The sequence below is a fragment of the Pedobacter sp. 01N310 genome (assembly GCF_056399805.1).
This window is the reverse complement of record NZ_JBFTSB010000001.1, coordinates 815,673-840,399: the sequence shown is the minus strand read 5'-3', so window position 1 is coordinate 840,399 and position 24,727 is coordinate 815,673. Positions and strand designations below refer to the sequence as shown.

Here is a 24,727-nt window from a genome sequence, read left to right as displayed (position 1 = left end):
TTATTTGCTCCCGCTGATTTCGAAGATCTACGCAGACCGATATTTTCTCATCTGCGTAAATCTGCGTTATCTGCGGGCCATTATTCTTCTTTACGCTTCGCGGTTGATTACATAGATTAATGGATTACACTGATTTTTTAATTCTTTAATTATTCTTTCTTCTTTTCTTTGCGGTTAAACCTATCTACCTGAAAAATCAAAATACAAGGTCATATTTAGTGCTCTATTTGGGGCTTTATCAAAATCGTAATAGATATTCTTCATTCCCATGGGGCCTGTAGTTTCTGGTTTTTGTGTTTTTGTGCCAATTGCCGAAATTGCGTTCATAAATGAAATATCACCATTCGGAAATGTCGGACTCATGTTATCATATTCTGTATCTTTCGATTTTTTTGGCGTAAACAACCTTAAAAACACATCTTCCCTATCTGTAACCACTTTAAAAGATTGTTTTTTACCAATAAACTCACACCAATACATGTTTGAATAATAGCCCTTAAATTCAGGGTATTGCCAAGGTGCTTCACCAGTTGCTGAATTATTATAATCCTTTTTCCAAATGCCAAAAGCTGTGCCCTTCATTCGGTTTTTCCAAACGCGGTATGGTCCGCTTCCTTTATATTCAACTGCTTTGATTTCTGATTCAGGATAAGAGAAGTTCAGTCCTACGAAAGTGGTAAAGTAATCTGATGGAAAATATTTCACTTCCATTTTTAACCAGCCTGATGGATAAATCGTCCATTGTAAAGTGTTCCAACTTTTTTTTTTATCAAATTTTGATGAAATCACTAAATTTTCACCATCCATTTTTTGAATGAAGTTTTTAAAATTATTTACACCCTCCTGTAAAATGGGGCCATTTGAAAACGGAATTACACCTTTGGCATTCTGTGCCTGTTGCAGCAAACCTGTTATTTTATCGAATGTTAAATCGATGCCGTTGGCAGATACCTGATAAACTTTCGCATCCTCTTTAATATTTACCTTTGAAGAACCTGTTTTTACAACAATCTTCTCTGCATCATCTTTAGGCAGTGTTATTGGGAAACTCCAGGTAAACAATTCCTTACCATCAGGTGCATTTGCAGTGAGATAAAGTGCATCAAAGTTCCTCCAGTCGCTTGGAAGATCGACTTGTAATTTTCCTTTTTCGAAAGGTTTTATATTTGGTGCATTGGCTCTTCCAGATTTGAATGCTGCATCTGTTCCCGCTTTTAATTTCTTTAATTTCCAGTTGAATGTACATTGATTGAGATTGGTAAATGCATAACGGTTTTCTAATGTAAACGAACCATCAAAACTGGCAGTCATTTCTCTTTTCTCTACAAAAACAGGACTCCAGACTTCTTTAATGGTAAAGAAACTACCTTCTTTTTCGTGGTAAGGTCCAACAATTCCGTCAGGGCCATGATTTCCATCGGTATCTAATTCGCCATTTTTATCGGTACGTACCACAGCCTGATCGGCAAAATCCCAAAGGAAACCACCTGCAGAAAGTGGATTGTTCCACATGGCATTCCAGTAATCTTCAATGCCTGCACCATGACCGCCATCCCACATGCCATGCAGAAATTCGGTCGGCATTAGAATATTGTGTCCGTGATCGTAATTGCCGATTCCGTAGTTAAATTCGCGGTAATGGGTGGTTTCGAAACCTCCAAAAACTTCCCAAGGGTGGATTAAAGGACGTTTTTGTATATCTTCTTCAGCAAAAAGGTGATCAAGTTCGCGGTTATGTCCGCCTTCATTTCCATTTGCCCAAAATATAATCGATGGATGATTTTCATCATTCAGCATCATTTCTTTCATCAATTTTGTTCCCGTAGGCGTATCATAAGTACCATGCCAGCCTGCCAATTCATCCATTACGAATAAGCCGAGCGAATCACAAACGTCTAAGAAGTGTCCATCTGGTGGATAATGCGACATCCGAACGGCATTCATGTTCATTTCTTTCATTAACAGCACATCAGCAATACTGATTTTTTTACTCGTTGTTCTGCCTGAGGATGGATAAAAAGAGTGACGGTTTACACCTTTAAATTTCATTTTCACCCCATTCACATATACACCATCACGTTCTTTTACTTCTACCGTTCTGAAACCTATCTTTCTAGAAAGCTGATGGATTTCTTTGCCATTTTTAACTAAAGTGAATGTTGCAGTGTAAAGATTTGGAAATTCTGACGACCACAATTCCGGATTAGAAAACTGATGGCTAAGGCTAAGCGTTATACTTTGTGTTCCTTTCTTTATTGAAGTGGTAAATCGATCTCCAAAACGTTTAGCATCTTTCGTAAAAACTTCTACTTCAACTTTATCGGCATCGCCAGTGTAAGCAAGTTTGGCATCGAAATTTCCGTTGGCTTTGGCATCGACCTGAATTCTATCGATATGTGTTAAAGGCAAAGATTCAAGATAAACTGGTCTGAAGATGCCACCAAAAATCCAGAAATCGGCCTTCCGTTCAGCCTCGTTAACGGATTGATTAGCTGAATGTTTGGATACTTTTACTTCAAGTAAATTATCGCCACCAAGTTTTACCAATTTAGAAATATCGTATCTAAACACATAAAACGAACCCTGATGTGTTTCTCCGGCAGATTTTCCGTTGATTTTAACTTCGGTATCCGTCATCGATCCCTCGAAAACAATATTGATTTTTCGGTTTTTCCAATCTGCAGGAACCTTAAATTTATGCTTATAAAGTCCTTGTTCTTTGCCTTTGTTTTCCTCTTTGTTGAAACCGTAATTATATTTTCCAAAACCTTGCAATTCCCAGTTTGAAGGCACGGGGATGGTGGTCCATTTGCCCGAATTTGCACCAGCTGTACAGAAGAAATCCCAGTTAACAGTGTTATCGTTCCCTGTTCCTGATAGGTATAATTTCTCCGTTTGCTGTGCTTTTAGGGAGCAAAACATGGTTGTTAAACACAAGAAAAGTATAAATCTGCGTTTCATTAATTGGTTTTAAATTGTTTTGATAATGGATTATCGGTTCTAAAAGGCAATGCTGGCAAACCGTAACAGTTAAAATTTCCTGTTGGATTTTCTGTCCAGTTATAGCGAACCACAGTTGGTTCGGCAATTTCTTTTGAAGAAACCACCACTTTATCGTCTTTTACGATAGCTTCAGCATTTACGAATTTACCCTCTTTCCCCGCGATTGTAAATCCTAAAATAGGTTTATTGTTTAATTCCAGGTATGTAAAATGGAGCAATGCTTTTCCGTTTTTAAAGGACGCAGACTGGTAAATCGGCCCAGAAAAAGGTATGTCTTTGTTGTATGTTTTTGCCAGCGCCAAAAGCGATAATCTTCTACCTATTTCCCATTTATAAGTTGGATGTAAATCTCCCCCATTATCGTTTAAATCTGATGTAGAAATCATCCCCGTATTGGGCAAAAGTAATAGCTGTTGTTGCGCCTCCCAAAAAGTTGGTTCCGTTTCGGCAGTTAATACAACCTTATCGCTTTTTTGTTTACTATAATCGAAAGGTGCAATTTGAACATAATAAAACGGCAGATCCTTTTCTTTCCAGGCTTTTCTCCAACTATTGATCAATACTTTCATTTTATAGGCGTAGCTGATTTTCTCGTTCAGAAAACAATTGGTTTCGCCCTGATACCAAAGAAAGCCGCGGATTTTAAATTGTGTTAAAGGTTCGATCATGGTCGGATAAAATTTACCAGGATCATTATTTACTTTTTGGTTTTTGAAGTAGTCTTCCTGCGCAAATGCATTTTCTGCTATCCAAGGTTCAATGGCGCTGCCTGGAATGGCCGAAGAGATCATGCCTACGGGAATACCTAATTTTTCCTGAATTTCTTTCGCGAAGAAATAACCTACGGCCGAGAAAGCACGTAATGCCGAATCTTGGGCTACAGACCAGCTTTTGTGGATCGAATCGGGTTTGTTTAATGTTTTACGGTTAACCAGGAAAATCCTGATCTGATTATTGTGTGCTTTGTCTACTTCGTCGGATGGAAAACCAAAGTACTCATTTTTGGGCTTGGGGATTTTAGCCAATTTCCGCATCGCGTATTCCATATTGGATTGACCTGAACACACCCAAACTTCGCCAACCAGAATATTGGTTAATATAATTTTATTTGAGCCTGTGATAGACATTGTTTGCGGCTTTGCTGATGTTTTGAGTGGAGCTAAAACAAGAAGCCAGTTCCCATTTTTATCGGTTATTGTCTGTTTTTTTTGTCCAGCAAAAGTGACTTCAACTTTCTCATCCGGAGATGCAAAACCCCAGATATTGATGGGTTTATCCCGTTGTAAAACCATATTGCTCGATAAGATCTGAGGCAAGAGTATTTTTGCACTGGTGGAGAGGGAGCATAAAGCAAGAATGGCTACGAGTAAGAAAGATTGCCACGTCGTGCCTCCTCGCAATGACGATGAGGCGGTCGGAATGACGAACGCTTTAGAACGCAACGAGGGGAAAACTGAAAACCTCAAACTAAAAACTGCCAACTGTCTCAAAATCCCTCCGTTTTTAAGTATTTAATCGAATAAACAGCTTCCGTTTTCTCTGATTCCCCTGCATTTTTCAAATCATAGGTTTGATCCGCAGGTGTATCTACATCAGGAAAACGACGAACATCGCCGGTGCGGAAAACAATTCTGGAAACATCGGCAACTGGCTGAAAAGCCAGACTTGTTAATGCATCTTTTCCATTTACGGTGATGGTGTAAAATCGGGTAAACGCATCTAATTTCAACTTGATATCATAACTTTTACCTGCTTCATATTTCATGAAGTTTTTATACCGTGCACCAGCTTTTGCGCTTAAAGTTCCTGCAGTATCAAAAGTCAGGCGTACAGTTGCCATTCCTTTCGTATCCTGCAATTCGATTTCCAACAAACCAAAATCATTTTGCTTTGGCGTAACCGAAAACGAAGCAACAATTTTTCTGGACGCAGGAAACAGTCTTTCGGCTTTTGCATAGTCGAACGGATCTTTATCTTTTAAAACCAAAGTACCGTTATCGACGTTAACAGGCGCCCAAAGCGGACTGTATATGTTCCACATTTCGAGCGCTTTATCAGCCGGCATTTTACTAAAATCATCATTTACATGTTGTGTAGTTTTGTCATTAACGGGTACCGGAACCGAAGAAACCCAGATGTCTTCTTTATTCATGCTGTAGGTTACCCATAATTTTCCATCCGCGGGTTTTCCGTTCCCTTCTTCAATACCACGAACATACTGCGGACCGTAAGATTTGTAATTGCCTCCGTAGCGCATTGGCGTAATTTCACCATGCACCAGTAAAAGATTGGTATAATCGAGTCCGTTTTTGCTTGTTGAAATGGCTAAAGGCCACCTATACTCTGAAGGATTATAAACCGTCGCGTAGTTACCATCAGCAGTTTTTTGACCCCATATTTTGGCATTGCTGTTTACAAAACCCGGTGCACGCGACGCGTTTTCAGGCCAGCTTTTACCGTTATCATTGCTGATTGCTGTTAAGGCATTTTTCCATAAACCAACTACTCTTCCATCAGGCAAGTGATAATAGCTGAAGGCTTTATACTGTTTTTGTAAAGTAATCAAAGGATCTTTTCTATCTGCCTCTTCATTCCATTGTTGCGTCATTAATTTATTAGTTAATAACTCATTACAAGCCTCAATAAAAGCTTTACTTTTACTTCTGGTGTACAATGGGTATTTGGTGTTTTTCTCCGAATAACCTGGATTGTAATGGATGAAATAAATCGGGCCGTATTTTCCGTCTGCCTGAATTTCTCTTACTGCCCTGCCAATCCCGTGACCATCGTTCGGATCATCTTTTGCATCAAAACTGATGGCGTAAAAACCCAAAACAAGGAACACGTTTTTAGAAGAAACATAAAAGCCCATGCGTTGATGCATCACGGCATCTAAATCTTTCGCTACATCAGTTCTACCCTCTTTTGTGGTTCCATCAGGAATTCTGTAAATCGGAAAAACAACATCCGGCTTAGTCCAGGTGTAACCATCTTTTGAGGACTGTAATAATGTTTGTCCTGGCGGGATACTTTCTCCAACTTTATCGCTCAAATATTCGATGTAAAATTTGTTGTTCCAATAAGCCAACATCGGCGCATGGTTGTAGGTCCAGCCAAAGTTTTCGGCCAGTTCTGGATGTTCTCTGTTTGCCCTGAAAGTTTGGATACTGTGTACGCCCATCACCGGCGAAAGTTGGCCATGATGATAGTCTGCGTTTACCAAGGTTTTACCTGTATAACGCACCGTATCCTGCGCCTGCGAGGTTGATCCTGCAAATGCCAATAGTAAGCTTAAACAAAGTATTTTAAATATTTTCATGTTTATTATCCTAAAATCTCGCGTCATTCTGAACTTGTTTCAGAATCTATTCAATTCTTGAATGATGCTGAACTGAATTTACTGCGTAGCTTTCCGCTTTGCTACAGGTCAGCATGACGATCGAGTATATATATTGCGTTAAGGTTCTTACCTCAATAATTTCTCAATCACTTTCCTTTTCACTTTTATAATTGTTCCGTGTTTATGTCCTTCGGGGATTGAAACCTCCGCAGTTACATCTTTAAAAGACTTAAAATCGGCTGTTTTATAAGCTGAATAAATCTTTTCTCCGTAAGCATCAAAATAAATCAACCAATCCTTTCCAGCTTTTACAACCGTTGGTCCCTCCGTTAATTTCGGACTAAAAGTTTCAGAAACATTTGCATAAGGACCTAAAGCATCTTTTGCAAAAGCAACTTTTAAATTCCTATTCGGGCGGGTATTATCTTTTAAAACCAGCACATAATCTTTGGTTGCGCGTTTCACAATCACCGCATCGATTACACTAAAACCAGGGTCGAGAAACAGTTTTGGCTTTGAGAAAGTCTCAAAATCTTTGGTTGTAATACTATACATCCGGTGGTTATTCTCCTCTTCTTCTATTCCTTTAGCAAAGCGGAACGGTATGGTTGAAGCCCAGATGATTACATATTCTTTTTTCTCGTTATCGTAAAAGATTTCCGGTGCCCACACATTTACCGTTTTTGGCTCACTTTCCATTACCGGAAGAAACTTTTGCGCACTCCAGTTGATCAGGTCTTTCGAACTTGCGTAACCGAAGCCCTTATCGCCTTTCCAGCTACAGGTCCAAACCAAATGAAAGGTTCCATCCGGGCCTTGAACGATTGATGGATCGCGTAAAACTTTCTGTGTTCCCACTTCAGGTTTCAAGAAGGTTTTATTTAAATCTGTCCAATGGTAAGCATCATAACTGTACAAAAGCCTCAAGCCTTCATTTGCGGGTTCATGGAAGGAGGTAAATATATAAGCCTGTTTTGTGCAGGATGTTAAGCCACAAAGCAGCAGGCCAATTATAGCTAAGCGAAATGATGATATGGAATTGGGTTTAAACACTGTTTTTTATTCTTTCGTTATTTTTTTCGTTTGATCGTCATTCTCGCGCAGGCGGGAATCTTAATGCAAACGCTTTAAGATTCCCCATCAAGTTGGGAATGACGACCGAAGTCGAGAAATCTATTAATCGTTGTGTATAGATTTCTCCATTCCGTTGCACTCCAGTCGAAATGACGTTTCTCGCGGTCGTCATTCCCGCGCAGGCGGGGATCTTAATACACAAACAATAGCCAAAGCATTACGATTCCCAATCAAGTTGGGAATGACGACCTAACTATTTATATCTCCTCCAACACCAATACCCAATCCTTGCCATTTGCAGGCTCGCCTGGTGGGTTAAACTCTTTTATTCCTTTATTTTCAAATTCTCCAATTGGGATGATTTTCCCTGTTCTTGGATCAAACCATGATGCTTTTACTTCGTCACCATCTATTTTGCCTAGCTGCACGCTGAAATTGCGCCCGGTATAAGTGTAAAGCAGTGCAAATTCTTCACCTCTTGTGGCAAGAATCCGATCGTACTTTTCGCCGTTTTTACCTGCTACCAAAGTCTGATCAGGCACACGGTCGAAATAAGGATGAGATAACATTAAATCTTTCAAATACTGCATTTGTTTAGCGCCTGGCGCATTTATGGCCGTTATCCATTGGTCTTTAGGGCCATAAGCAGGCTTTAAATCTGTTTTTTTATACATCTGCATCACCGAATTATGGCCATAGGTATAGCCAAAGGCACCCGCAAAAACCGACCAGTAACCATATCTTCTTACATCACTATCTGTCCAACGTGGTTGGAGGGTGTCGTGTAAACCTTGTGGAATATCCTCATAAGAAGGCTCTCCATCAATTGTCGGCTTAGTTGGTTTCAGTTTATAATCGGCTTCAATGTATTTCCAGTTATCTTCTCCATAATGTAATTTCTCATTTTTAGAGGTATCCTGATCGTAACGGCGGTGGCCAGATTGTACCATATCAAAATCGCACCATTTTGCATTCTGAAACCACTGTGATGAGGCTGTTCTTCCCCTAGGGTGAAAAGTAATAAGGTGATTGGGATCATTTGCCCTTAAAGTTTCGCCAATGGTATTCCAAACTTCTTTTTTATCGCTGCCTTTAATATCGCCGCCATTGAGCCAGATTATATTCCATTTCTCTTTATAACGTTTCGCCAAAAACTCAGAATAAGCTTTTGCTTGCTCCTTTTTAACTTTTCCAGCTTTAACATTTGTACCCCAAACAGGCACTAATGCCATATAGAGACCTTTTTCGGCGGCTTTATCGATAATGTAATCAACATGGTCCCAATAATCATAGGCTAAAGAATCTTTTGGATTATTGCCCGGGGTAAGCATCGGTTTTGAAACATCGGCATGAACAACTGAGGAATCGAGGTATACATTTCTCGATGGAACATCATGTAATAACATTACCTGGATGACATTAAAACCTTTTTGTTTGCGGTCTTTGAGATAAGTATTTGCCTCTTCTCTTGTTAACCTGCCAAACAATAACCAGCCAGTGTCGCCAAGCCAGAAGAATGGTTTACCATCACCGGTGGTTAAATATCTTCCATTCTCTGAAACCAAGAGACTTTTATCACCAAAATGCGATTTTTTCTTACAGCCAAAAGCTAAGCAAGAAACCACAACAAGCAGAAATATTTTAGATTTAATGTTCATGTTAAATTTTATTGATGATAATGACTTCGTCTCCTGATCCAACCTTCTCTAACTTAGCAATAGCGCCGGCATTAATTTTCTCTTCTTTAAGCAGTTTCCCTGTTTTGGAGTTCAGCACTTTCACATTGAATTTCCCAGATACTTTGCTCAAATCGAGGTTGATGCCATTAGCAGAAGCGTTATACAAAATATAAGCTTTGCCAGGGTTTTCTAAACCATATTGTTTTGCAGATTTATCTGTAGGTAAAAAGGGTTTCATCGAAGATGCCGCAGTTAAAATTGAAGCATCAATTACATCGACATTGGAGAGCGAACCTCCTGCCATTAAAATTGCCCAACCGAAACTGTCAAAGCTATCTCCTGAATAAATCACCGCTTTTTCGGGAAATTTATTTTTATACGCTGAAACAGCATCATAAACTTCTTCAAAAGATGTTTTTTTAGGTTTTAACAAACGTGCATGCTGACGTGGCGCCAAACTTAAACCACCTTGTGGCGCATAAGCCGTTCCATCGGCCTGGTAATGCCAGTACCTGATATCGATCAGATCAACAACACCAGCACGCTTTGGATCAGCCAAAATCGCGTCCTGAACATCTTTGGTTACGCTTAAACCGATAATTGGGTGCTTGCCTGTTTCTTTTTCCCATTCGTTAATGGTATCGATCCAGAACTGAACAAAGTGCAACGGACCTGTAAATTCGGCACCGATTAATTGGATAACGCCTGTGTTTCCATCAAAATTCTCTAAACATTTTCTGATATAAGCTTTATGGATTGCCTTGCGGTGTTCGTTGCTGATATCGTAAAACTGCTCAGCCATAAAAATGCGTTTGTCGCCGGCATATGGTACAGGTTCAGGGAAACCTGTGTCGTTTATGTTGTTTGCGGTACGCCAAGGAAAATCGGCATAATGCGCCCCGGCCTCGATAATGTTGTGTTGAAAATAGTTCTCGTGGATTAAAACCAAGCCTTTTTGATCAGCCAGATTAGCAAATTGCTTTAACCTGTCCCAATACCAAAGGTTGTATTTGGTAATATCATATTTGCTCAAACCATCCCAGGCTTTATCCTGTCCGCTACGAGCAAATGGCAATTCATAAAAAGGTGCCCAAACTTCGCCATCCATACGGCGGATGCGCTCGTGATCATCTCTTCTTCTATCGTACCATAGGCCATAATTGTGATCTAGCACTTTAACCTGACCGTTTTTCATGGCATCGGTCATCGAATCCAGATCATCTGTTAAACCATTACCTGAACGACCAGGAACGAAACGTGTGATATGAAACTTGGCATTTTTTAATCCATACGGACGGGGGCTTCCGTTCCACCAGGGCACATCCTGACGACCGCCGAGAACGATTTCGCTGCCACGAACCAACCAACCATTTTTGATGCCCATCGCACCCGCAAGAGCAGGTTGAATAACTTGATCTAAGCCGATCTTATCAATGCTCTTTGCCGAACCGGCATCTGTAGGGATTTTATTCCTGTCAGAAGCTGCATCAATATATTCTGAAACGGTTAAAGCAGGTTTGTAGGCTAATTTTGTCAGTTTTAATGCCACATCTACAGGCGGACTGCTTGATGCTTCCGTTTCAACAGGTAGCACAAAATTCCTGCTATCCGCCTCACTTCCCAATCTATCCTTTAGTTGGGCATAATATAAGCTTCGCGGCTGAATCTGTTCGTTTGACATATCCCAATAGCCATTTCCGGCAAATTGAGACCAGGTTCCAAAAGCCCAGTTTTGAGCTGTTGGTGGCTGAAAATTATCAACCCTTGCGGCGCTACATTGCCAAAAAACACTATTTGCAGCACTCCAGCCAGCACCTTGCCCATCCTGTCCACGGTTTAAATAACTCAACGCTTGTCCATCAATATTTACGATATCGAATAATACACCTGATGCCCAGCTATCAATTGCGCCGCTAAAACTGAAAGGTAAATAAGACTGACACTGCACAAAAACATTGGGGCCTGGAGTACAGAAACCTACTGCAAAATCATGGTAGCCATATTCTGAGTACAACCTTTGGAAAAGCGTTTGCTGACCGGTTGTTAAAAAGGTAAAACGGCGCTCGCCACCGATTTCGGAAATTGGAGCTAACGATTTACAATCTTCAACAGTAATCCTTTTTGAAGTTTCCAAAACATTTACTGCAGAACCTGCAAAATGCTCAAAAACCACCTGACGAACCCATGCATCTTGTACGTTTTCTAAACAGATAGCTGTCCAACGGTGATATTCGTCTTTAATATTTTCTTTATGATAATCTGATTCAATTTTCAGATTTTCAACACCAGATTGCGTAATTCTTCCATCCCATTTATATTTCGAAACAGTTGCGCCACCATATTTAGCATCTAAAGCTGTTGTAATTGGCACATCGAAAGTTATTGTATTGCCATTTATGGCGATAATTTTTCTATCCCAATGAATATCTCTTGTCCCTGGTTTCCAGCCCAAAGCACTTTCACCGCCCCCAAATTCGACCGTTTTGAGGATTTCGATCCATTCTTTAGTTGAAGGTCTGTTAATGATGATCTGATCACCTACTTTAAATCCATTGGCATTAGACAGTGTAATTTTATTTGCATTAACGGGCACATAAGGATCAGTAACCGCGATTGCCTGTTCTTCTATCCTGTTTTTTTGACCTATAATCCTGATTACACCAATCCGGTCTAAACCAGTTGCAAAAATCTTTGTACCGTTTTCACCCATTCCACTTCCCCGTAGTACCACCCCAGAAGCTGACAACCTTAATGTTCCGGCAACTTCGTAAGTTCCTTTTTCTAATAAAACGGCACCTCGTAAACCATCTTTACCAAGGGGTAATTTCGAAACATAATTAATTGCTGACTGAATCCTTAAGGTGGCATCGCCCTTTGAAACTGGAACAATGACCTTTATTGTTGCATTAGGAATGGCTTTTTCGCCTGCCATGTAACCAGCATAAGAAAAATCGGGAATCCGGTTTCCATCTGTATCCGGTGTATAAGCTATTTTGCCATCCTTCCCTTTAAAGATAGGTTTTGGTGGCTCTACCGGTTTTGTTTTTTGGGCAAACGAAAAGTTAGTCGCCAAAAGCGCCATTACCAAAAACGGTAAGGTTTTTAGTTGTATAACTTTTAATATGTGGTTAGTTTTTGGCATTGATGTTTTTTTCTTTGTCAACAATCTATGAACGGTCGTCACCCTGAATTCATTTCAGGGTCTTTATAGCATGAAAGATGCTGAAATAAATTCAGCATGACGACAGCCGAAAAGCAAAATTGCTATGCGACTGCCAAGCCTTTCCGCTTTCAACTTTGGCCTTTCTCCTTTCTTAAGGTCTCACTTTATTGATATCCACCAAGCTATTTAAATAAACTTCGATATTGGCATAACCTGATTTCGAAATTTTTGAGGCATCCTTAGCATCTTTCGGATTTAGTCCGTTTTTTGTTTCCCAGGCATCCGGTATTCCATCATGATCTGTGTCTACATAAGGTTTTCCTTTATATTCTGGATAACCGCCAACTTGTGCGATATCAGAAATGATACCTTGTTTATAGGAATTTGCCGGTAAACGGCGTTTTACATAACTTTGTTGAGCAGGCAATTTCCCATCTTCCACATGTTCAATTTTGCCTGTTGTAACCTGTTTAATAATACGTTGATCAACAGCGTCTCTAACAGGAAGAGATGCACCAGCATTGGCCAAAACATAATCATAAGCTTTTTTGGTATCGATGATGGAAATTTTCGCCATTGGCAAAGGTTTATCCACTTTCATCGAATCTAACAACTTTTGTTTATCTCTTTTGCTTTCAGGTTGAACACCACCATCCCAATTATTTTTGGTTACCTTTTCGTTTCCTTCTATAATATTTCCGGTTATATAAGCTTTACCAAATTCGTTGGCAAACTTTTTATCTCTGCCCGATTCAGGTTTTAAGATACGATAAGAAATCGGTTCCCCTGCAGGAGTAATCGGTCCTGGTTTATAGTAGTTGTTAATGAAACTATAAAATGAAGCATTATCGCCACCATCGGCACTTCTGTTCCACCAGTTAAAGATCACATTATTGGCAAAACCAAAATCCCCATACATCCCAACAGATGGATTCCGACTGATATTTGACGCCCAAAGGTTACGCATAAAAGTACTGTTCAAACCACCAATTGTACTTCCAAAAGCATGGTTATAGGTATCTAAAGCCTCAGAAAAGATCGAATTTTGAATGGTAACGTTTACCGTAGGCAATTTTACAGGTTTAGAACCGTCTTTTGGATCATAAACATGGCGGTAAATCGACATATTTTCATCTAATCCCCAACTTGTTGAAACGTGATCGATGATGATGTTTCCGACAGGATTTCCGCCAATGGCATCATCTCTACGGGTAACATCGGTTGCTCCCCGACGGAAACGCATATAACGGATCACTACATCATGGGTGTTGATCCAAACTGATTCGCCAGCCACACAGATCCCATCGCCAGGCGCACTTTGACCGGCAATGGTAATATAAGGTGCACGGATAATCAAGGGCGTTTTTAATTTGATGATCCCCGAAACATTAAAAACAATGATTCGGGCACCGCCTTGCTCGCAAGCCTCACGTAAAGTTCCGCTGCCCGAATCTTCAAGACTGGTTACTACGTAAACTTTTCCTCCGCGGCCACCAAAAGAATAAGCACCACCACCTTCAGCACCCGGAAAGGCCACTGTTTTAGCCTGCGGCAAATCGCCTGGTTTTGCTGCCCATGGAATATAAGGTTTACCATGTTTTGCTTCTTCATCTACAATGTGTTTTACTTTTAAAAATTGCAGTTCAGATTTTTCTTCAATACTTTTTAAAAGCGAATCGGCTTTCTTTTCCATAGCCTCTGGGATTACCGGATATTGTGCAAAAGCTACATTTCCAATGCCACAAAGCGCTATTATGCTAAAAATTGAACTCCAGATACGCATATTAGTTTGGCTTAACAATTGAAACGGGAACAACACTATTTAGATATACTTCGATGTTCGCATAACCACTTTTTGTAATTTTAACAGCATCAGATGCATCCTTAGGGTTTAAACCATTTTTAAGCTCGTAAGCATCGGGCATGCCATCATCATCACTGTCTTTATATGGCGTGCCTTTATATTCTGGGTAACCTCCAACCTGAGAAACTTCTGTAATGATACCTTGCTTGTAAGAATCGCCAGGTAATCTGCGGTGTTCAAATTGAAAAGCAGATGGTTTAGCATCAGGGTGAACTTCAATTTTACCTGTAGCAACCTGTTTAACTACGCGGGTATCAACCGGATCTCTTTTCGGTAAAGTTGCACCAGCATTTGCCAAAACATATTCTTTAGCTTTTAAAGTAGGGATAATGCTAATCTTAGGCATTGGAAACGGATTCTTAGCTTTCATCGCAGCGAAATATTTACTTGCTTCGTCGAACGACATTAAATTTCCTTTTTTATCTTCTAACTGAACACCTCCATCCCAGTTATTTTTGGTTACTTTTTCATTACCGTCAATTATATTTCCAGATACATAAGCCCTGCCAAAAACAACATAGGGTAATTTACTGCGTCCAGATTCTGGTTTTAAAATGCGGTAACTGATAGGATCTTTTAGTTCGGTAACCGGACCTGGTTTATAAAAGTTATTGATGATGTTATATTGTGCGGTATAATCGCCGCCATCGGTTGAGCGGTTGTTCCAGTTAAAAACCACATTATTAGCAAAATTAAAAATTCCATTCCAGCCAATTGATGGGTTACGTGCGCCATTATCTGCCCAAAGGTTACGAACAAAGGCACAGTTTTCTCCACCTAAGGTGCTACCGAAAGCATGGTTCCAATAATCTAGTGCCTCTGAGAAAATAGAGTTTTGTATCGTAATATTAACCGTTCCCAATTTTTCTTCGGTTTTACCTGTACTATCATTGTACATATGGCGGTACATCGACATGTTTTCATCCAATCCCCAGCTTGCCGAAACGTGATCGATCATAATGTTACCTACAGGATTACCACCAATGGCATCATCGCGACGGCCAACAAAGGTTTCACCCCTTCTAAAACGCATAAAGCGAACAATAACATCATGAGTGTTTAACCAAACCGATTCGCCGGCCACGCAAACTCCATCACCAGGTGCGGTTTGACCAGCTATAGTGATATAAGGCGCGCGGATAATAAGCGGGGTTTTTAATCTGATGATCCCTGAAACATTGAATACCACAATCCTTGCACCACCTTGTTCACAGGCATCACGTAAAGAACCAGGTCCTTTATCATTTAAGTTTTTAACCACAATAACCCTACCGCCATGGCCACCAAAACTATAGGCGCCACCACCTTCTGCACCTGGAAAAGCCAATAAATCTGATTGTGGTAAATCATTTGGCCTACCCGCCCAAGGAATATATGGCTTGCCCTGAGCGGCCTCTTTTGCAATAATAGGCTTTGCTTTCTCCCAGGCAATATCAGATTGGTGATAGGCTTCTTTCATCATCGAATCAGATGATTTTTTAATATCGGCGGGAATGTTTGGATATTGGGCAAACGTATAATTTGCGGAGAGTATTAACGCTGTTGTTAGCAACAGATTTAAAATGTTCTTTTTCATTTGTGTTGTTCGTTGGGAAGAGAAAGAAATTACGAAATATTTTTAACTAGCAGAAAAATCTAATTGCTGATATTGAAAATCGTGGCTCATTTCTTTGTCTATCCTTGTAAGTAATTTTGGTTAGAAAGTATATTATCTTTCAAATTTGCATGCAAAAAGCACCTGTTTAATGTATAATTTTGGCTATCTATTGTATCATCTTATCAATTGGCAAAAATGCCTGTAACAAATTAAATTCATTCTCGCAGCCATGTTACAAGATAGGAATAAAATTCATATATAAATGTAACATTCTTAAATAAAAAAAAGGAAACAAATTAATGTCCCCTTTTTCCAAACCAAATATAAAAAAACCGGGGTGGTGAGCAAACCGCCCCGAAGATATTCTGTAATTACTTTAATGGATCGAAGGTACCAGCACCATTCATGCTATCCCAACCTGTTGTTTGTTGGAGATATGGACTTGCTGATAATACCGTTTGATTGATGCCGAAGAAATAATATTGTGGGTACCATGTAAATTTCCAGTTAGCCGGGCTTGTTTTATCAAGATCGTCTCTTACACTGATCTTGAAATAGTTATCGTAAAGGTAATCAACGTATTGATCGTAGGTGGTAATTCCAGCAGGATAAGTTGCAGGATCTCTATCAATAAGCGGAGCCGTTCCTGAGGCCGGTTTTAATAAAGGATCATTTGCACCAACGTAATCAGCACCTGCAAGTGTTTTAACTCCAATATAAAACCCTGTTCTACGCGTGCCATTTAATGGTGTAAAACCTAACCTTGTGGCGGTAGGACCAGATTCAAAAAGCATCCATCTTCTTAGATCCCAGAAGCGTTTGCTTTCGTAGGCGAATTCTACTTTTCTTTCGTTTAAAGCAGCTGCAAATAATTGGTCGCGGCTTAAACCAACATCCAAACCATAAGACCCGTCTGTACCGGCTAAAATGCCTGCCCTATCTCTTATAGATTTAATGCCTTCAAAACCTTCGCTAAGTTTATCTGCACCGATAGCTGATTCAGCAAGATTTAGTACAACTTCTGCAAATCTTATCTCCATATAGTCGGTTGGACTATTGCTAAAGTTACCAATTGTATTGTTTGCGTTTGGATTATTTGCTTTACATAAATATATACCGCTTGCATTGGCTCCTTTTGTTTCAGTAGTGCCATTATAGCCAGCTGTTGACGTTTTTTTCCAAACATAAGTCCATTGCTTATAATTAGTTGCACCCGAATACGGCCAGATGGCTCCATTATATACAAATGTTTTATAAAACCTAGGGTCTCTGTTTTTGTAAAATTTAGCGTCCGAATATGGATATGCAGCAGATGAAGCATTAATAGATTTACCATCCCTCATCGGAAAAGCATCCACAATCTGTTTGGTTGGCGATATTGATCCTCCGCCATTAATTTCTCTCGATCTGGTAGCTTGTTCCCAACCGTTGTTTTTTTGTGGATTTCCGGTTGTTAATGCATTAAAGCCAAAAGCGAATACAGATTCGATACTGTTATCAGCTATAAACATATTTCCCCAGGCCACTCCATTTGCTGTTCCTCCTACTTTATATAAGCCAAAGCCATTAGCTTCTAATAAAGTTTTGGCTGCTAAATTTGCTTGGTAGGCTCTATCCCAACGTGCCCTGTCATCGGTGCGGTTAAAAAGTGGGCTTGCCCATGTTAACAATACCCTACCTTTTAGCGCAGCAGCTGCGCCTGATGTAATTCTACCATTATCTACTCCTGTCCATTTTCCAGGCAATAAGGAGATGGCCATATCCAAGTCTTTAACAATCTGTTCTATACAGGCAGAAGATGAGCTTCTTTGTATTTCATTCGCAGGTCCGGAAGAAACAATTGGATCTTGAGGCGTTAAAACCAGTGGTACCCCGCCATATAACTTTACCAGTTCGAAATATTGCCAGGCTCTCCAAAAGTACATCTGTCCTTTAAACTTATTGGTTATATCTGTTGTTAAACCATGCTTATCAATTTCCTGTAGAAAAAGATTGATCTCTTTCATGCGTGTCCAGGTGTTATTGGCTACACTATTTGGCAAACGTTGTCCAAAGTATTTTAATGCATTTGTATTTACATATGAAATTTGGGCCCATTCTTTATTCCAATCCGTTTCACCTGCCAGCTCATCGGTAGTTTGAGTAAATGCCGAACTGTAAGTGCCGTTATCTGTAGCACTCTGCACCTGCACATTTGGAGTGCCATTGTTTGCTGGTAAAAACAACCCGTATACATAATCTACATAGCCCTGAGCCAGTGAGGCTTCTTGAAAAACCTGCTCATTAAAGCCTGCATAATCTTTTTTCTCTTCTAAAAAACTGTCTTTGCAGCTCGCAGTTAATATAACCAGCGAAACCAAAACATATATTTTATTAATCTTTTTCATGTCTCTAAAATCTAATAGTACAACTATTTTTAATTGTTAAAAAGTTACGTTTAATCCAAAAGAAAAAGTTTTCAGATTCGGAAAAACGTCGTATGCTGTATCACTATCCCTATAAGAATATGGGTTATAGAAATTATAAGGGTTTAACGCGCTTGCGTAAACACGTACATTACTTACTTTAACTTGTTCGAGCCAGCGCTTAGGAAGAGAATAATTTAACTGTATGCTAGCTAAACGCATTCTAAATGAAGAAACCTTCCAGAAATTTGATGTTGGACTTAAGCTTGTAGCTTCCCAATTTGGGTTTGGCATAGTACCTGTTGGGTTTAGGATGGGATCATAAATATCGCCCCAGATCTCAGGCACACTTGCAAAAGTGCGTGAAATAGAATTGTTCATTTTTTTACGGGCATCGATTTCCGACCATCCCCCAAACGAACCTGAAATTACCGCCTCTATTCCTATTCCTTTATAATTTGCTTTTAATGTTGTTCCGTAACCATAATGGTTGGTGGCTTTTTTTGATAACTGTACCTGATCATTAAAGTCAATTATACCGTCTGGACCTGCAAAAGATCCATCAGGCTGTAAAGGTCCTCTAACATCTCTATAATAGAGCATGCCTGGCTTTAAATCTTTGGCCAACACTGCTGATCCGCTACCGGCAGCACCTGGATTTACGGAGGTAATTTTGTACTGACTTAAATAAGCATCGATTTCTTGCTGATCTTTAAACATGCCTAAATAATCATAACCCCATTTACCAACGTCAGATGAAGTTCCATTACGTGGATTCCAAGGATATAGAACATCATTTGCATTGTAATCTGCTTTGATTACTTTATTATCTGACCAAGCAAACCTAAAATCTACGCCATAACTAAAATCCTTGCCAATTTTATCGTTCCAACCAATTCCCAGTTCGTAGCCAAAGTAATCTGCTGTAGCATAATTTTGTGAGGCTACTGAACCACCAATCGTGATTGGAATATTAGATGTTACCTCTGTTAAAATATTTGTTGCGTGATTATAATAACCATCCAGAGATAATGTAAGTCGGTTTTTTAAAAATTTAGCATCAATACCCACGTTATTTTTAAGCTCGTCGCTCCAGGTTGCATCAGGGTTTGGAGATGCTTCCATTTTATAACCTGCAGTTGCATTTCCATCTCCACCAAATACTGCTCCTTTACCATCCTGGAAGGTGTAACGCTGTCTCCATAACCAGGCCTTAGTTTGGTCGTTACCTAATAAACCTATTGAGTACCTTAGTTTTAAGAAGTCAATACCAGGTACTTTAAAAAAATCTTCTTCTGAAATTACCCAGCCCAATGAGCCTGAATAGAAATTACCCCAATAGTTACCCGGTGCAAATTTGGTAGAAGCATCACTTCTAAACATAAATTCTGCAAGGTACTTATCTGCGTAACTGTAGTTTGCTCTTGCAACATATGATAGTGATCCTCCTTCTGATTTTGTAGTGCTTCCGTCTATCGCGCCGGTTGCTGAGTTAAACTGGCCATTCGTTTGTTGGATCGGATCTGCTTTAAATACAACCTCATTATTAAAGGCTTGCTCAGATCTTTCTACCGTAGCTAAAGCACCTATCGTATGTTTTCCGAACGACCTGTTATAGGTTAGCACAAAGTTTGATTGTGTTGAACTTTGTGTCGTATTGGAATAATATAACCGATTACCATTAGAAGCAACAAGAGCTGTTGGTAATGTTGCCCCGTCGTAAATATGTTCATTAGTACCTAATTTTTTAAAGGTGTAAACATTATATTTTGTTCCGATCTGTGATCCATTGCTACTACCCATATTTCTAGAATATGCAGCTCTTGCACTTAGACCTTTAACGAAGGGAATATCGTATTGAGCATTTAAATTTATCGTAAAGTTGGTATTTCTGGTATTCGCCAGATTGCCTAATTTTTCGATTTCGTAGAAATGATAGGTAGAAAAATCATTAGTGGTTCCCGGTAGTTTTACAGGATATCCATTAATGTACATCGGCACGTAACGAGGCGCAAGGATGAGGTTCCTGTAATCGTTGTCATCTAACTCACTACCAATTTTATTGAATGTTTTAATGAGTTCGCTATTGTTTCCTGAAACCTGCAAACCAACCTTCAGATTGGTTGCCACCTTAATATCGGCACCTGATCTAAAGTTCCAACGTTTAAAATCAAGACTCGAAAGGTTTCCATCTTGCTTGTAATAAGCTACATCACCGAAATAGGTTGCGCGGTCTGTACCTCCGGAGATACTTAAAGTGTGTTTCATGTTATAGGATGATTTCCAGGCATCTTCTAACCAATCGTAATTAATGTTTTTAAAATGCTCTAATTCGTCCTGACTAAAAAAACTATCAGCTGCTGAAGCGCCTGTTGGATTTACATTAGCTCCATTCGGTCCGTTCATAATGTTATAATACATCCCAAACTGATAGGCGCTCATCATTTTAGTTCGGTAAGCTTCATCATTAAAGGCATACGAGCCGCTATAACTGATGCGTGGAGGTCCGATTTTACCGCGTTTAGTTTTTACTAGTACTACTCCATTACCTGCTCTTGTACCATAAATAGCTGCAGATGCATCTTTTAGGAAAGATAAACTTTCTATTTCAGAAGGATCCAGGTTATTAAAGAGTGTAGCATCAGGTTGTCCGTTTTGAGGATTGATCTGAATTACATCATCAATTACATATAGCGGGTCTGTAGAACCGCCGTCTTTAGAGAAAATAGTGTTAGGATTTCTAATGGTCAACTTTGCTGTAGAACCTGGTCTTGAAATACCCCCGCTCACCCCAACACCTAATATTTTTCCAGCCAGTGCAGCACCGATATTACTTGCAGGTAAGTCCTCCACCTCGGTTGCCTTTATATCTACAACAGCACCTGTTAAATGACTTCTCTTTTGGGTACCATAACCAACAACAACCACATCTTCGAGGCTCTTGTTTTCCGGAACTAAACGAACTACAATATTAGTTTGCTTGCCTATGGTTACCTGTTGTCTTACATATCCTATAAATGAGAATACAAGAACATCTGCATCAGATTTTACCTGGATGGTGTAAACACCGTCAGAATTGGTGCTCACATTGCTTGGAACACCTTTTAGACTTACATTTACTCCAGGGATTCCCTGCCCATCTGCCTGATCGACAACTTTACCCGTAATCTTTCGGTCTTGAGCAAAAAGGATTGTGCTTGCCAGTAGCATAAATAGCAAGGACAAAGAAATTTTGCGTAAAAATTTTAAGTTCATCTTATTATTTGGTTAGTTTTTAATTCTATTTAGACAATTTCCCGTCTGCTTTTAATGGTGTGATCTCTTCAATGATCAAAAGTTTCAACCTTCAATCGATTGAGCAACTATAGTATCGTTTTAACTTTACAAATGGAGCGTATTAAGAGAGCAGAGAAAATAGATGTAAAATTATTTTATGATAAAAGAATCAACCACGGCTTCTAATAAAAAAAATCGGTGATAATATGGGTAATTTGGCTCATTTTTTACTTTGATCTTGGTATTTATTCTGGTTAGAAAGTATATTATATCTCAAAATTGCAATCAATAATCGGCTATTTACTGTATGATTTTGGCTACATATTATAGGCTATTAACGTAACTAAATCAAATCAATATAGTTCTTTGCTTGATCTGTATTTGATGATCTAAGATATGGAAATATATTCATATATAAATGTAACATTCTTAAATAAAAATAAATTAAAAAAAACGAGACAGATTTTGCCTCGTTTTAGATGAATTAAAGCCCATGTTATTGAGCGCTCACAAATGATAGTATTAATTCTGAATTTTCACATCAACGTTTAAGAATACACCGCCAGAAGAGTTGTTACTCGAAACAGAATTCACATAAAAAGCACCATACTTTCCGTCAGCAGTTAAAAAATAAAATAAACTCCCTGGAATCAGCCCGGTAGATATACCTTTAAGTGTGGGCTTTGCACTTTTACCTGCCGTAATAATCTGATCGCCTGTTCGAAGATTTAAAAAGGCGGCAGACTGTGCGGTTTTTGGTGCGGCAAATAACGTTGCTTTTTTGGTCCAAGCGTTAATGTCGTAGGAAGTAAAAGGAATCGGGCTCGAATTTAAAGCATAAACATTGTACAAATATGCATTTGGTGTCCCGGTTACGGGCGACCTATACAATCCCAGATCTATTTTATCAGAACTGGCTGCACCGTTACTGTAATTGAATAGTTCTCCTGTTGAAAGTGACATATAACAGTTCTTCACTTTACCTAATGTATCAGGAATATATAATTCTCTTGAAGACCAATATTTATAATCTGACCTTACCTCTATTGTAATCGTTTTGTAACCGTCACCCAAATAAACCCCTGCTTTATCCAAAGCCCAAATGCGATAGGATGTTTTGCCAACCCGGGTATTCATTTTCAGTTTTACAACTCCCGAATAATTTCTTCTTTGATTATCGTTAACTATAATTTTAGAGGGTATAGCCGCCGATGTTTCGAAAATACAGACAGCATACATATCCTCCTTTGCAGAAGTTATGGTGTAATCCAGATACACGCTATCACCTGCATTTACTTCTTTATAATCGGTTACTGCATAAGGGCTTGTTGAATGATAGGTTACTGTTACATCATCAAACATATTAAATATATTTTCTCCTTCTTTTTTACATGAAGAAAATACGACGGCTCCTACAGCCAAAAAGCCTAAATATTTTAAAATTCTTTTCATGATTTTATCTGTTTAAATAAAGAATTATTTTAAAGGATCAAAAGTGCCACCATCCCAACCGATTGTTTGCTCTAATAACGGGCTAGAATTCATAAATGTTGATGGCAAAGCATAGAAATAATAGGTATCTGGTATACTGAAGCCAGTTACGCCCTGGTTCAATATTGAGGTTTTGAAGTATTTCTCAAAAGATGTTTTGTCATTGACATTAACTCCTTCTCTAAACCGTGCTCCATTTGCCGTAACTACTTCAAGTTCAGTTTTTAGTGCTGCAGATTTTGTTTCCCACTGTATGGTTTGCATTGAGCCTTGTAAAAGATGGTAATTTCTGGTACGTCTTAAATCGTAGGCACGTTTACCTTCGAACGCAAATTCTATCATTCTTTCTTTCAGTATTAAATCTCGCATTAGTAATTTCGATGAAGCCAGATCTAGTCCGTAATTTTTTGTTCCAGCCTGAATGCCAGCGCGAATTCTGATTTCTTTTACTAAATTTTGTGCTTCTGCGAGGTTACCGATTTCATTGGCACATTCTGCCAAATTCATAATTACTTCAGCATAACGCAACTCTATCCAGTCTAAGCCATTCCCCCCAAAATCATTGGCATAAGCCACAGCGCCTTTCGCCAGTTCAGGATCGCAAAATCGTTTCATATAAAAGCCCTGCGGCGATGGTTCGGTAATGTTCGAAACATAATTCCATTGTCTCCTGCTGCTTGCACCGCTTAATTTCCAGCTGCTTCCATTGTAGGCTATCGTTGCATCCAATCTTGGATCGCGGTTTACCCAAAATAGCACAGGATCGTAAGTGAACGAGCTGGCCTGCCCAACCGGAACTCCATCCTTCATGGTATAAGTGTTTACAAGATTTAAGGTCGGAATAAATGCAGATGCACCACCACCCTCTTCTGTGGGCCTTGCTTTGGCTTCTACATTCTGACCTCTTTTTTCAACTTTATTAGAATAGGAACGGACAATTATAGCCTCCGTATTACTGGTTCCTTCCTTCAAAAAAATATCTCCATAGTTTGGTAATAAACTGTTACCTGAAGCTTTGCATATATCATAAGCTTCTTTACAAGCCTGATATGCAGTAGTCCACCTGCTTTGATCAAAGGGGTGTGATGGATTATCTAGGGGATTAAACTGCGGACTTGCCCAGTATAACAATACCCGGCCTTTTAATGCGGCCGCTGCCTTACGTGTAAATTTACCCCGTTCATTCCCGTCATTCCAGGTTACATTATTTAATAAAACCATTGCAGAATCCAAATCGCTCACAACAGATTTAAAACATGCTGATGCGCTGGATCTTCCACTTAACTCTACATTATCTGGATTTTGCGGTGTAAGTACCAGAGGAACACCACCGTAAAGTCGAGTCAGTTCAAAGTAAGAGAGTGCTCTCAATGCAAAAAATTGTCCCCGCAGTTTATTTTTAGAATCTTGTGCAAGGTTGCCTCCAGGAATTTCCTTGATGGCAACGTTACAGCGTGCAATGTCGAAATACCTGTTATCACCTTTTGTCCCCTGGTATTTCGTAGCAATAAACTTCACGTCGTTAGAAGTTAGGGTACCGTTTACGCCAATTGCTTTGCGCATAATACTTTCTGATGAAGAAAAACGGTCTTCATCACTTGCGTATATTACATTGTTAGCAGCCAACTCGTAAGGGAAATCGGGCATAACAACGTCATAGGTATCATTTAATAGGAACTGTATTGCCCCTTCATTGTCCCATATTCTGGAGTCAATCCCATTTCTGTCTTTTACATCGAAGAAATCTTTCTTACATCCCGAAAAAGATGCCATCAGCATAGCAAGCATGCCAATTGCCAAAGTATTTTTATATTTAAATTTCATTGTTCAGATTT

The 24,727-nt window shown here is 39.4% G+C and carries 12 protein-coding genes; all 12 read right to left on the bottom strand.

Annotated features, from left to right (window positions below; all coding sequences use genetic code 11):
• Positions 1–180 precede the first annotated feature (180 nt).
• The 12 genes from AC1DNH_RS03085 to AC1DNH_RS03030 all read right to left on the bottom strand — a co-directional run bounded on the left by AC1DNH_RS03085 (position 181) and on the right by AC1DNH_RS03030 (position 24,716).
• Positions 181–2,961 (bottom strand): glycoside hydrolase family 2 protein, encoded by a 2,781-nt coding sequence (locus tag AC1DNH_RS03085; RefSeq protein ID WP_477580670.1) that lies wholly within the window; start codon positions 2,959–2,961, stop codon positions 181–183.
• On the bottom strand, positions 2,961–4,295 hold the full coding sequence (locus AC1DNH_RS03080) for a sialate O-acetylesterase (RefSeq protein ID WP_477625159.1): 1,335 nt from the start codon (positions 4,293–4,295) through the stop codon (positions 2,961–2,963). Before AC1DNH_RS03080 ends, AC1DNH_RS03085 begins: the two co-directional genes overlap by 1 nt.
• Positions 4,296–4,489: 194 nt before the next feature.
• Complete coding sequence (locus tag AC1DNH_RS03075) at positions 4,490–6,322, bottom strand: six-hairpin glycosidase (protein ID WP_477580674.1); 1,833 nt, start codon at positions 6,320–6,322, stop codon at positions 4,490–4,492.
• Positions 6,323–6,469: 147 nt separating this feature from the next.
• Entirely contained in the window at positions 6,470–7,396 is a 927-nt protein-coding gene (locus AC1DNH_RS03070; RefSeq protein WP_477608351.1) for a glycoside hydrolase family 43 protein, read from the bottom strand.
• A gap of 278 nt (positions 7,397–7,674) precedes the next feature.
• Complete coding sequence (locus AC1DNH_RS03065; RefSeq protein ID WP_477582277.1) at positions 7,675–9,075, bottom strand: glycoside hydrolase family 140 protein; 1,401 nt, start codon at positions 9,073–9,075, stop codon at positions 7,675–7,677.
• A 1-nt stretch (position 9,076) separates the two neighbouring features.
• A complete protein-coding gene (locus tag AC1DNH_RS03060) occupies positions 9,077–12,238 on the bottom strand; it encodes a DUF6298 domain-containing protein (RefSeq protein ID WP_477582275.1) in 3,162 nt (1,053 codons plus the stop codon).
• 172 nt (positions 12,239–12,410) lie between these two features.
• Entirely contained in the window at positions 12,411–14,042 is a 1,632-nt protein-coding gene (locus AC1DNH_RS03055; protein WP_477625158.1) for a pectate lyase family protein, read from the bottom strand.
• Position 14,043: 1 nt separating this feature from the next.
• Entirely contained in the window at positions 14,044–15,699 is a 1,656-nt protein-coding gene (locus tag AC1DNH_RS03050; protein ID WP_477610756.1) for a pectate lyase family protein, read from the bottom strand.
• 392 nt (positions 15,700–16,091) lie between these two features.
• Positions 16,092–18,107, bottom strand: coding sequence for a RagB/SusD family nutrient uptake outer membrane protein (locus tag AC1DNH_RS03045; protein ID WP_477625157.1), 2,016 nt, complete (start codon positions 18,105–18,107; stop codon positions 16,092–16,094).
• Between the two features lie 36 nt (positions 18,108–18,143).
• The gene (locus AC1DNH_RS03040; RefSeq protein ID WP_477625156.1) at positions 18,144–21,380 is read right to left on the bottom strand and encodes a SusC/RagA family TonB-linked outer membrane protein; all 3,237 of its coding nucleotides are present in this window, start codon (positions 21,378–21,380) and stop codon (positions 18,144–18,146) included.
• A 543-nt stretch (positions 21,381–21,923) separates the two neighbouring features.
• Positions 21,924–22,853, bottom strand: coding sequence for a hypothetical protein (locus AC1DNH_RS03035; protein ID WP_477610837.1), 930 nt, complete (start codon positions 22,851–22,853; stop codon positions 21,924–21,926).
• A gap of 24 nt (positions 22,854–22,877) precedes the next feature.
• On the bottom strand, positions 22,878–24,716 hold the full coding sequence (locus AC1DNH_RS03030) for a RagB/SusD family nutrient uptake outer membrane protein (protein ID WP_477625155.1): 1,839 nt from the start codon (positions 24,714–24,716) through the stop codon (positions 22,878–22,880).
• Positions 24,717–24,727: the final 11 nt, after the last annotated feature.